At 68.9% G+C, this 10,389-nt stretch carries 11 protein-coding genes and 1 tRNA gene; 5 read left to right on the top strand and 7 right to left on the bottom strand.

The window, feature by feature from the left end; genetic code table 11:
* Positions 1-285: GNAT family N-acetyltransferase (locus JHN63_RS39795; RefSeq protein ID WP_374222988.1), on the bottom strand; the 285-nt coding region annotated here is incomplete at its 3' end.
* A gap of 10 nt (positions 286-295) precedes the next feature.
* Positions 296-760, bottom strand: a complete 465-nt coding sequence (locus tag JHN63_RS39790; protein WP_200689985.1) for a GNAT family N-acetyltransferase — start codon at positions 758-760, stop codon at positions 296-298.
* 365 nt (positions 761-1,125) lie between these two features.
* On the opposite strand from JHN63_RS39790, the gene JHN63_RS39785 reads away from it, so the two are divergent.
* Both JHN63_RS39785 and JHN63_RS39780 read left to right on the top strand, forming a co-directional pair.
* A complete protein-coding gene (locus JHN63_RS39785; protein WP_200689984.1) occupies positions 1,126-1,482 on the top strand; it encodes a hypothetical protein in 357 nt (118 codons plus the stop codon).
* Between the two features lie 45 nt (positions 1,483-1,527).
* Positions 1,528-1,923 carry a nuclear transport factor 2 family protein gene (locus JHN63_RS39780; protein WP_200689983.1) on the top strand — a complete coding sequence of 132 codons (396 nt, stop codon included), beginning with the start codon at positions 1,528-1,530 and terminating at the stop codon, positions 1,921-1,923.
* A 22-nt stretch (positions 1,924-1,945) separates the two neighbouring features.
* Here JHN63_RS39780 and JHN63_RS39775 read toward each other — a convergent pair whose 3' ends face one another.
* Entirely contained in the window at positions 1,946-2,356 is a 411-nt protein-coding gene (locus JHN63_RS39775) for a hypothetical protein (RefSeq protein WP_200689982.1), read from the bottom strand.
* 113 nt (positions 2,357-2,469) lie between these two features.
* Positions 2,470-2,544, bottom strand: a tRNA-Val gene (locus JHN63_RS39770).
* Between the two features lie 204 nt (positions 2,545-2,748).
* Between JHN63_RS39770 and JHN63_RS39765 the strand changes: the two genes are divergently transcribed.
* Together JHN63_RS39765 and JHN63_RS39760 are read left to right on the top strand one after the other, a co-directional pair.
* Positions 2,749-3,534, top strand: coding sequence for a DUF4097 family beta strand repeat-containing protein (locus tag JHN63_RS39765; RefSeq protein ID WP_200689981.1), 786 nt, complete (start codon positions 2,749-2,751; stop codon positions 3,532-3,534).
* Between the two features lie 71 nt (positions 3,535-3,605).
* Complete coding sequence (locus JHN63_RS39760; protein WP_200689980.1) at positions 3,606-4,994, top strand: hypothetical protein; 1,389 nt, start codon at positions 3,606-3,608, stop codon at positions 4,992-4,994.
* Between the two features lie 155 nt (positions 4,995-5,149).
* On the opposite strand, the gene JHN63_RS39755 is transcribed toward JHN63_RS39760, so the two are convergent.
* The 3 genes from JHN63_RS39755 to JHN63_RS39745 form a co-directional block, all read right to left on the bottom strand.
* Entirely contained in the window at positions 5,150-6,319 is a 1,170-nt protein-coding gene (locus tag JHN63_RS39755; protein ID WP_200689979.1) for an amidase domain-containing protein, read from the bottom strand.
* Positions 6,320-6,428: 109 nt separating this feature from the next.
* Positions 6,429-7,709, bottom strand: coding sequence for a hypothetical protein (locus JHN63_RS39750; protein WP_200689978.1), 1,281 nt, complete (start codon positions 7,707-7,709; stop codon positions 6,429-6,431).
* A gap of 53 nt (positions 7,710-7,762) precedes the next feature.
* Entirely contained in the window at positions 7,763-9,946 is a 2,184-nt protein-coding gene (locus tag JHN63_RS39745) for a transglycosylase domain-containing protein (RefSeq protein ID WP_200689986.1), read from the bottom strand.
* Between the two features lie 301 nt (positions 9,947-10,247).
* Between JHN63_RS39745 and JHN63_RS39740 the strand changes: the two genes are divergently transcribed.
* Positions 10,248-10,389: zinc ribbon domain-containing protein (locus tag JHN63_RS39740; RefSeq protein ID WP_200689977.1), on the top strand; the 142-nt coding region annotated here is incomplete at its 3' end.

Raw genomic sequence — 10,389 nt, 5'->3', positions numbered from 1 at the left:
CCCCTGGAACTCGGGCAGCACACCCCACCCGGTCTCCCACACCGGCTCGCCCCGCCACTCCCGCTCCCAGTACCCGATCGAGCCGACGGTCTCCCCGCTCGCCGCCAACTCGACCCGGTACATGCACCCCCGCTCCAGACCGCCGTACCGCCGATGCCGGGCAGCGAGCCGCTCCTCGTCCTCGGGACCCCCCAAGTGCTCGGTCATCTCAGGGCTGTTGAGCCGCTCCAGCAACCAGAGGTCACCTTCCGCCCAGGGCCGGAGCCTCACCTGTCCCTCGTCCATGCCCGGCACACTAGGCGGGCCCACTGACATCCGCGGCCGCCCTGGGGACGGCGGACATCACGCGGTACATGCCGATCGAGCCGTGCCCGGCGGTGTCGGCGAAGCCGAACTTCTCGTAGAGGAAGCGCGCGGGGCCGTCGGCGATGAGCGAGACGTACGCGGTGGCGGGCGCCCGGCGTTCCAACTCCGCGGTGAGCGCGGCCATGATGCGCCGGCCGAGCCCTCGCCCCTGGTGCGCGGGATGCACACAGATGTCGACGACCTGGAACGCCGTACCGCCGTCCCCGATGATCCGCCCCATGCCGATGGGGTCGCCCGCGTACCGCAGCACCACGCCGTACCAGGTGTTGGGCAGCGCGAGCGCGACCGCCTCGGGGTCCTTGTCGGAGAGTCCCGCATCGGTGCGCAGCCGCCGGAAGACGTCGACGGACGGCACACCTGCGACCAGTTCGTAATGGTCACCAGCCATTGTCATGCATTACATGCTAGAGCAGGGGCTGACCGATGTCGGAGTGGATGTTCACTCCGTCCACCGTGCCGGGGGCGGTGCGCGCTGGAACGTGTCAGTCGAACAGCACGACGGCGTCGGGGCGCCACATGCGAAGCGCGACGGTCGGCGTGCCGCCCCACGGGAATCCGGCTTTCCATGGAGGCATAGCGCCAGTTCAGCGGTGCGTGGCGATGGGACGGCCCGAGACGCCCGGGGCTCCCCGCTCGACCTTCGACAGGCCACCCCCCTCCCTCCACAGCCCACGCCCGTTCGAATCCGACCCACACCCGTTCGCATGAAGTCCCGGAAGGAACTCGCGACCCAAATTCGAACAGGCGTAGCATTAGCGCGTGCCTACGACCTACGACTTCCCGAGTGACCTCCTCGCCGGACAGGAGGAGCTGCATCAGGTCCGGGCCGAGCTTTCGGCCCTGCTGAAGCGGCTGCCCTGGTCGGTCGAGCCCCTGGACGGGTTCAGTGACGGGGGCGGCTGGCGCAAGGTGGAGCGCCCGGCCTCCCCCGGCTGGACGCCCGACGAACAGGCCGAGGTGGAGAAGCTCCGGCAGCGGGAGCACGAACTCGCGGTCTTCGTCAGCGGCCACCGTTTCTGGACGGAGGTGGCGGCGACGGAGCGCGTGGAGGGCCGGATGAAGCTGAAGCACGCCCACGAGGCGACACCGGTGGGCGACAAGGCGGACAATGGGTGAGTTGAGCCTCATATCGCCGAAGCAACCGAGAGGCGGCGATCGGTCATGGCCGACCACCCGCACGCACTCCTCGTCCGCAAGGGCTACGACGCCTTCGTCCGTGGCGACATGGACACCCTGCGCGGGCTGATGTCCTCGGACGTCACGCACCACGTGCCCGGCACCCACCCGCTGTCCGGCGACTTCAAGGGCCAGGACGCGGCTATCGACATGTACGGACAGCTCTTCGCGCAGACGAACGGAACCCTGCGCGTCGAACTGCGCAACGTCCTCGTCGACGGCCGGGGCCACGCGGTCACGCTCCACCGCTTCACGGCCGAGCGTGACGGCAAGCACATCGACGAGACCGGCGGCATCGTCTTCCGCATCCTCGGTGACAAGATCACGGACCTGGACGAGTGCGTCGAGGACATCGACAGGGCCAACGAGTTCTGGTCCTGAACCCGAACACCCCAGCCGTCAACTACGGCTTCCGCAGCGCCCGTTGGGCCACCGCCAGGGCCGCCACAGCCCCGACGACTCCTGCGACCCGCACCGCCCCCACGACCGGCACCCCACCGAAAAGGACCCCTTCACCGTCCCCGACGGCCCGGAAGCCGCGCGTCGCACGCCACGACAGCACCGACCACCGCGACTGCGCGGACAGCACGGACCCCGTACTCAGCCACGACCCGGCCGACACCAACGACAGCGCCGACCCGATCGACCCCACCGACAACGAACTCCCGATCGACCCGACGGACAACGCCGACCCGACGGACCCGATGGACAACACCGACCCCACCGACCCGATCGACAACACCGAGTCGTGCGACCACAGGGACAAGACGGAGCGCGAGGGTGTGGTGCCGGTGTCCGTGCCGGATTCAGTCATGGGGTCATCCTGCCCATCGCCCCGGGAAAACGTGATACCGCCGCCTGACGGGCCCGTACGGAAAGAGGCCTCCCGGGGATCTCCCCGGGAGGCCTCTGACCTGGTGTTCATCCTGGTGGGCGCGGACGGTTTCGAACCGCCGACATTCGCCTTGTAAGGGCGACGCTCTACCCCTGAGCTACGCGCCCAGAACGAGTTGACAGCCTACATTGCCGGGGGGCCTGTCCTGCAAACCCGTATCGGCACGGAAGACAGGTCAGGGCACGGTCGGGGGTTTTCCCCACCCCGGGTCCGGGAGTGCGCCGGATGCCCCGGAGGAGCGTCGCTGCCTACGGTCGAGGGGAGCCGTAGGAGTCATCGGGACTCCGCGTCCGTCCCAGGGGGAAATCACCGTGACCCGCACCCGCACCACCCGCCGTGTCCTCACCGCGACCGCCGGTGTCGCCCTGCTTCTCGCGGGTGCCACCGCCTGCGGCACCGCCTCGGCCGGGGACGACAAGCACCCCGATCACCGCGCCTTCGCACTGCCCGGTCGTACCCTCACCATCGACTCCGACGACTCCGCGCTCGAGGTCGTCGCCTCGGACGCGAACCCGGCGGGGAAGATCGAGGTCACCCGGTGGTGGCAGGGCAAGGTGGCGATCGGTTCGGATCCCGAGGTGAGCTGGGCGATGGACGGCGACCGGCTGGTGCTGCGGATGAAGTGTTCCGGAGTGATCGCCGACTGCTCGGTCAAGCACCGGATCGAGGTGCCGCGCGGGGTCGCCGTGAAGGTGGAGGACGGGGACGGGAGTGTGCGGGCGCGGGGGTTCACGGATGCGCTGAATATCCGTACGCACGACGGGTCCGTGCGCGTGACCGACTCCACCGGGGTGCTGACGCTGCACAGCGGGGACGGGTCCGTGCACGCCGAGGTGTCGTCCCGGGAGGTCCACGCGACCACCGGTGACGGGTCGGTGCACCTCGAACTCGGCGCCGTACCGGACCTGGTGGAGTCCCGCAGCGGCGACGGGTCGGTGACGATCGCGCTGCCCAAGGGCGACGGCACGAAGTACCGCGTGACGACCACGACCGGGGACGGCGGGGTGGATGTGTCGGTGCCCCGGGACTCGTCGAGTTCTCATGTGGTGACCGCCCACACCGGCGACGGGAAAGTCACGGTGCGGAACGCGAACTGACCGGCTCGTGTGTTCGTCCTCTACCGGTGGGAGAATGACAACGGTCAGGACGGACAACACGGGAGAGGGATGTGACGGCGACACCTGCGCAGCCGTATTCGCCGCTCACACGGTCCAGGCGCGGTTCGACCGCCGCCCGTGCCGCCTTCGACACCCTCGCGCTCATGGGCCTGCCGCTGCTCGTCGCGCTCGCGCTGCCCGCCGCGTTCGCCGGCGGCGGCACCCGGCGCTGGTTCGGCGGCCGGGCGGAGAGTCAGCGGGCCGAGGCGCAGGCGGCGAAGGACGCGGCCGCGGCCGCGTTCTACGAGCTGGACACCGCCCAGCGGGATCTGCGGATCTCGATAGACACCATCACCGCGGTCGACGACTCGCCGGCCGCCCGCCGCGCGGTGACCGACTTCGAGTCGCTGGGCCGGCGGATCGACGAGGCGAGCGGCCGGTACATCAACGCCGTCGACGCGCACGACCTCGACCGCGACGACCTGGAGGCCGCCGCCGCGAACCGCGCCCGCACCGAACTGACCGCCGCCAAGGACCAGTTGGGGCAGGTCAAGCAGGAGCTGGACCGGTTCGAGAGCGGGCTCGGGCCGCTGCTCGGCAAGGCCGAGACGCAGCTCGCCCGGCTGGCGCCCGCCGTCGAGCGGGCCCGGCAGGCGCTGCTCGCCGCGAGCAACGCGCTCGACGCCGTACGGGCGTCGGGGCTGCGCGCCGACGATCTCGCCGGGCGGCTCGCCAAGCTGGGGCCGGAGCTGACGAAGCTGAACCAGGGCGCCGGACAGCACGGCGTACCGCAGACGCTGGAGCGGGCCACGCAGGTCGCCCGGGAGGCGGAGGCCATCCGGGCCGAGGCCGACGGGCTGCCCGAGCGGGCTGCCGAGATCGACCACCGGCTGGTGTCGCTGCGCACCCGCGCCCAGGCGCTGACCACCCGCGCCGGGCAGGTCGACCCGGTGCTGAGCGAGTTGCGGCGGCGCTTCTCCGCCGCCTGCTGGCAGGACCTCCAGCACGTGCCCGACCAGGCCGGCGAGAACGTACGGCAGGCCGAGGCGAAGCTGAAGGAGGCGCAGGCCGCCCGGGACGCGCAGCGCTGGCCGGACGCCACGTCGCTGCTGTCGACCGTACGGGCGCTGCTGAACACCACCGACGAGGCCGTGTCGGCCGCCGGTGACCGCCTGCGCCGGCTGAACGCCGTACAGAAGGACCCCCAGCAGGAGATCGACCGCACCCGCTTCGCGATCCGCGACGCCCAGCGCCTCGCGATGTCCGGCCGCTCCACCCCCGACCCGCGCGACGCCCGCCCCCTCGACGACGCCGTCGCCCGCCTCGACCGCGCGATCGCCACGCTGGAGGGCCGCCACCCCGACTACTGGCACTTCCTGACGGAGACGGAGGCCGTACGGCAGTCCGTGTCCCGGGTGGTCTCCCGGATCCGCGAGGAACGCGGGACGCCCGGACACTGAGCCCGGTCACGTGAGTACGTCCCGCAGCGGCGGCCGGGCCCTTGATCGCGTCCTGAGACTGGTGGGCGAGGGCGAGGCGGACCTGAACGCGGATCGGCCCCCGGTCGCGTACCGAAGCGACGGGGGGCCGATGACGTGCTGCCGAGCCGTGAGGCTCAGGTGCGGTACGCGTAGTAGTACGCGTTCGGGTACGACGCGATGAGGCTCGACAGGGACCTGCGGTAGGTGTTGTTCGAGTGGTACGTGACGTACGGGATGCCGTTGGCCTTGTACGTCACGATCATCGTGTGGTCCTTGGCGCCGTCCCGGTCGAAGTCGACCTGGATGACGTCGCCGACCTCGGCCTGGTAGACGTTGGCGAGCGGGGTGGTGCGCTTGGAGTTCTGCGCGAACCAGGACCACTCGTTGACGCCGATGAAGGAGTCCGACTGGATGTCGGCGGTGCCGAACCACTTCGTGTAGTCGTACACGTAGCCCGGGACGTGCTTCCAGCCGCCGGCCTTCAGGGACTGGCTGACGAAGTTGGTGCAGTCGCCGCCGTCCGCATGGCCGTTGAAGTTCGGGTAGGCCGTGTTGTAGACGTTCCAGTACTTCTCGGCGTAGGTCGCCATCGCCTTGTAGTCGTACGTCGTGCTCGTCTTCGGGACCGCCACCGGGTTGCGGGTGGTGGCCGCGCGCGGCGCGTCCGGCGTGGTGTTGCCGTCGTCGGCCGGGGCGGGCGACGCCTTGACCGCGGGCTTGGCCACCGTGTTGACGGCGAGGCCACCGGTGTCGGTGTCCTCGATCTTCGACAGCTGCCAGGTGCCCTGCTGGTCGGCCTTGAAGGTCAGCTCGTGGTGGGCCTGGAAGCCGGTGGTCTTCGGCTCGTTCCCCGTGGTCTTCGCATACGTCAGCGTGGTCGTCTCGGTGACATCGGCCTTGGCGGTACGGCCGGTGACCCGGGTCGCGTCGAGCGTGACCTTGGTGGCACCCGTGCTGTACGTCTCGCCGAGCTTCGCGATGCTGCTCTGCCGGCCGCGCAGCTGGGTCAGCGCGGCCTTCTCGTCGCGCGACTGGGTGCTGGAGAGGCGGACGTCGCCCGAGAAGCGCGAGGTGCTCTGCTTCGTACCGGCCCCGTGCACCAGCGCCTGGGTGCGGTCGGTGAAGACCGCGTCGGCCAGCTTCTGGAAGGTCGCCTTGGTCGCGGCGTTCACGGTCGGGTCGTCGACGACGGCCGCGCCCGCGCTCCAGTTGGGCACGAGGGCGACGCCGGCGACGACCGAGGCGGCGGCCGCCGAGACTATGGCCGTGCGGCTCCGCTTACGGCTCAGTTTTCTGGATTTCAATGGTGTTCCCCTCTACGCCGGTACGCCTACCGGGCGAGGGCATCTTCGCACGCCATGTGTGGCTCCTGTGAAGGGGGTTGCACTTGGTCAGTTCACCAGTCCCGAGAGGTCACTTGACCACCGTCGACCAGTCCGGCGACTGGGCCGGGTCCAGGCTGCGCAACTGCTGCAAAGTCTGCGGCGACTGGACGTCCATCCAGTCCGACAACTCCTTGAAGGACACGCACTTCACGCCCGCCTTGGTGCAGATCTTCGGGATGATCGTGTCGATCGCCTTCATGTAGATGCTGCCGTTCCAGTTCTCGAAGTGGTTTCCGATGAACAGGGGCGCACGGCTGCCGTAGTAGACCCGGTTGAAGCCGGCCATGTACGAGTCGACGGTCTTCTTCTCCCAGTCGGCGAACTTCGCGGGGTCGCCCTGGGTGGCGCCGCCCGACTGGTTGTAGAGGAAGTTGAAGTCCATCGACAGGGCCTGGATGTTGTCCCCGTAGGGGAGCAGTTCGAGCGGGAAGTCCCAGAGGCCGTCCTTCTTGGTGGGCCATATCTGGAAGTCGCCCGGGGAGCTGGCGTCGTACTTCCAGCCGTAACCCTTCAGCGCCTTCAGGAGGTTGGGCTGGCCCTCCAGGCAGGGGGCGCGGCCGCCGACGACCTCCTTCTTGAAGTCGAAGGGCAGGGCCGGGATGTCGGTGTAGCCGGTGTTGGTCTTCCAGTTCTCGACGAAGGAGAAGAACTGGTCGATCTCGCTCTTCCACTGCGCGACGCTCCAGTCACCGCCGCCCTTGGCCTCGCAGAAGTGGCCGTTGAAGTGGGTGCCGATGTCGTTGCCCTGCTCGTAGGCCAGGCGGAGTTGCTCCAGGGTGTCGCGGATGTGCTGGTCGGTCGGGAAGTCGATCGCGGCCGAGCCCACCGAGTGCATCGGCGGGTGGTACAGGTCCCTCTTGCTCTTGGGCAGCAGATAGATGCCCGTGAGGAAGAAGGTCATATGGGCGTTGTACTCCTTGGCCATCTCCCGGTAGTGCGAGAAGAGTTTGTCGTCCCCCTGAAGCGCCCCGTCCCAGGAGAAGACCACGAACTGGGGTGGTTTCTCACCGGGCTTGAGCGGCACCGCCTTCAACTGGTCCGTCTGCGGCCCCGTGTACGAGGTCGAGCCGTCCCCCAGCACCTTCGTCTTGCCGTCCCAGACGGGTTCCTTGGTCGACTTGGGCGTGGTGCTTCTGCCGGCCGACGCGGTCGGCGTCGTGTTGTCCCGGTTCAACGCCAGATACCCGGTCACCAGTGAGGCGACGACAAGGAACACGGCCAGGGTGAGGAACCCCGGCTTCGGGGTACGACGACGTGGTTCAGGTGCTCTGCGGCGGCGGCCGGACGGCGCCTTCGTCGGGGGCTTCATGGGCGGCTCATTCTGCGAGGAGGTGGCGGTTGCGCTGCGGTGGTCAGCCGAGCTCAGCCGAGCGGGGTCATGGCTCTCGACCAGATGCCGTAGGGGACGTCGGTGACTGGGGTGCCGGAAACTCCCTTCAGGGGCAGAGGTTCCAGGCTCTTGGTCAGATCGATGCGGTAGACGACGACCGCCGTCGACACGGACTTGGCCGTGCCGACGTACCAGGCGGCGGTGTCGTCCTGCGTGGTGCCGGTCTTGCCCGCCACCTCGGTCCCGGCGGTCTTGGCGGCGGTGGGATGCGCGAGGCCGAAGGAGTCCGTGAGCGCCTCCGTCACCTCACGCGCGGTCTCCTTGCTGATCGCCCGGTTCGGCTCCGGCCGCGCCAGGGCGACCGCGGCGCCGTTGCGGGTGATACGGCGGACCGAGTACGGCTCGGTGTGGACGCCCCCGGCGTCGAACGTGCCGTACGCGCTCGCCATGCGCAGCGCACTGGGCGTGGCGTTGCCCAGGGACAGCGCGGGCACCTGGGCCCCGAAACTGGACGAGAGGAGTCCGGCCTTCTCGGCGGTCGCCCGCACGGTCGTCAGGCCGGTGTCCATCCCGAGCTGCATGAACGGGGTGTTCACGGACTGGGCGAGGGCCTGGCGCAGACTGATCTGCCCGTAGGACTTGTTGCCGTCGTTGTGCGCGGACACCTTCTTGCCGCTGCGGTCCCAGTACGGCCCCTCCGGTGTGGTGACCGGCACGGCGTCGTTCCCGTCGTACAGCGTGTCCGGGGTGACCGAGGTCGGCGGACTGCCACGGGTCTTGGTGACCCCGTGCTCCAGCGCGGCGGCGTAGACGAAGGGCTCGAAGGCCGAACCGGCGGGGACGGTGGTGGAGTTGGAGTCGTTGTAGCCCTGCGTACGGTGGTCGGGGCCGCCGTAGACGGCGAGGATCCGGCCGTCGGAGGCCACCGAGGAGGCGCCGTAGTGCGCGGTCTTCGCCTTGGCGGAGTCCTTCTCGACCGCGTCCTTGCGGGCCTTGTTCACGGCGTTGGTCAGCTTGGTCTCGCGGTCGCGGTCGAAGGTCGTGTAGATCTGGTAGCCGCCGAGGTCGAAGTCCTTGTCCGAGATGTGCGCGGTCTTCTTCACGTACTGGGTGGCCAGTTCGACCAGGTAGTCGCTCTGCTTACCGGTGTCGTACGTCCTCGACTGCTTGAGCGGCTCGGGGAAGGTCTTGTACTTGGCGCGCTCGGTCGGCGACAGCTTGCCGATCTTCACCATGCGGTCCAGGATCCAGGACCAACGGGCCACCGCCCGGGCGTGGTTGGCCTTGCTGATCGTCGGGTCGTAGAGGCCCGCGCCCTTCAACAGCGAGGCGAGGAAAGCGCCTTGGCTCGCGTTGAGCTGGCTGACGTCCTTGCCGTAGTACGCCTGCGAGGCGCGCTGGAGTCCGTAGGTGCCGCGGCCGAACCAGCTGGTGTTGAGATAGCCCTCGAGGATCTTGTCCTTGCTCATCTTGTTGTCGAGCTTGAGGGAGATCATCGCCTCGGTGAATTTGCGGCTCACCGTCTGGTTCTGGGTCAGATAGACGTTCTTGACGTACTGCTGGGTGATCGTCGAGCCGCCCTCGGTGTCCCCCTCACCGACCGTGCGGTAGAGGGCGCGGGCGATGCCCTTCATGGAGATGCCGGGGTCGCTGTAGAAGCTCTCGTTCTCGGCGGCGAGCACCGCCCAGCGGACGTCCTCGGGGATGTCCTTCAGCGGCATCGCCTGCCGCTGCACCCAGCCGGTACGGGCCATGGGCGTCCCGTCCGACCAGAAGTACACGTTGTCCTGCTGGGTCGCGTACGTGTTGAGGTTCGAGGGGATGTCGGTGGTCGCGTAGGCGACGACCAGGAACAGTCCGCTGAGGCCGAAGGAGGCGAGCACGCCCCCGAGCCCCTGCCGCCAGGAGGGTATCCAGCGGCGCCAGTCCGTACGGCCCGGGCGCGGGTACTGCGGGCGCATCCTGCGGACGTACGGAGTGAGGAAGATCACGACCGGGGCGAGGCGGGCGACGACCGGAGCGAAGCGGGGGCCGAGGGCGACGGCGAGACGGGAGAGACGGGTGCGGAGGGACGGGCGGGGGGCTTTGCGGCCCCGGTGCCGTACCGGTTTCGTCTCCCCCTCGGGTATCTCCGGCGCGCGGGGGATCTCCAGGTCGGACAACCGCAGCTGCATGGTCTCGTCCGGCCTGAACCCGGCGGGGAGCTTCAACTGCATGGTCTCGTCCGGTGCCTGGCGCTCCTCCCCGTCCCCCTCGTGGGTCACGACGCGACTCCCCTCCGCACTCCGTATTGCTCGCACAGGCAGACGCATTGACGTACGAGGGTCTGAAAAGGTTGCCGTGAACACGACTGCAAATCCCGGTTCCCCCCGGTCTCACAGATCACTCGGCGCCCTCAAATTACCAGTGGTCTTCGCAAGTTCTCCATATAAGAAAACGACAGAACAGGACACAGCCGAAACCTTCATGAAAAAACAAGGTGCCGTACTCATGTGAGGGCGGCGCTAGCCTGGGGGCATGCCTCGCTACGAGTACCGCTGCCGTGTCTGTGGGTCCACGTTCGAAGTCAGCCGGCCGATGGCGGAGTCGTCCGCGCCGGCGGACAGCAACTTCACGGTGTCGTCGTGGCCCGAAGGGCAGTCCGCCGGCGCGGACGACT

Origin of the sequence: Streptomyces sp. MBT65 (assembly GCF_016612545.1) — a bacterium.
GTDB lineage: Bacteria > Actinomycetota > Actinomycetes > Streptomycetales > Streptomycetaceae > Streptomyces.
Note: the sequence above shows the minus strand (reverse complement) of the source record. Positions and strands in the feature narration are given on the sequence as shown.

What these genes read in the sequence shown, in the direction of transcription:
- JHN63_RS39790 (WP_200689985.1), bottom strand. Translation starts at nt 760, where the DNA reads ATGACAATGGCTGGTGACCATTACGAACTGGTCGCAGGTGTGCCGTCC.
- JHN63_RS39780 (WP_200689983.1), top strand. Translation starts at nt 1,528, where the DNA reads ATGGCCGACCACCCGCACGCACTCCTCGTCCGCAAGGGCTACGACGCC.
- JHN63_RS39775 (WP_200689982.1), bottom strand. Translation starts at nt 2,356, where the DNA reads ATGACTGAATCCGGCACGGACACCGGCACCACACCCTCGCGCTCCGTC.
- JHN63_RS39750 (WP_200689978.1), bottom strand. Translation starts at nt 7,709, where the DNA reads ATGAAGCCCCCGACGAAGGCGCCGTCCGGCCGCCGCCGCAGAGCACCT.
- JHN63_RS39745 (WP_200689986.1), bottom strand. Translation starts at nt 9,946, where the DNA reads ATGCAGTTGAAGCTCCCCGCCGGGTTCAGGCCGGACGAGACCATGCAG.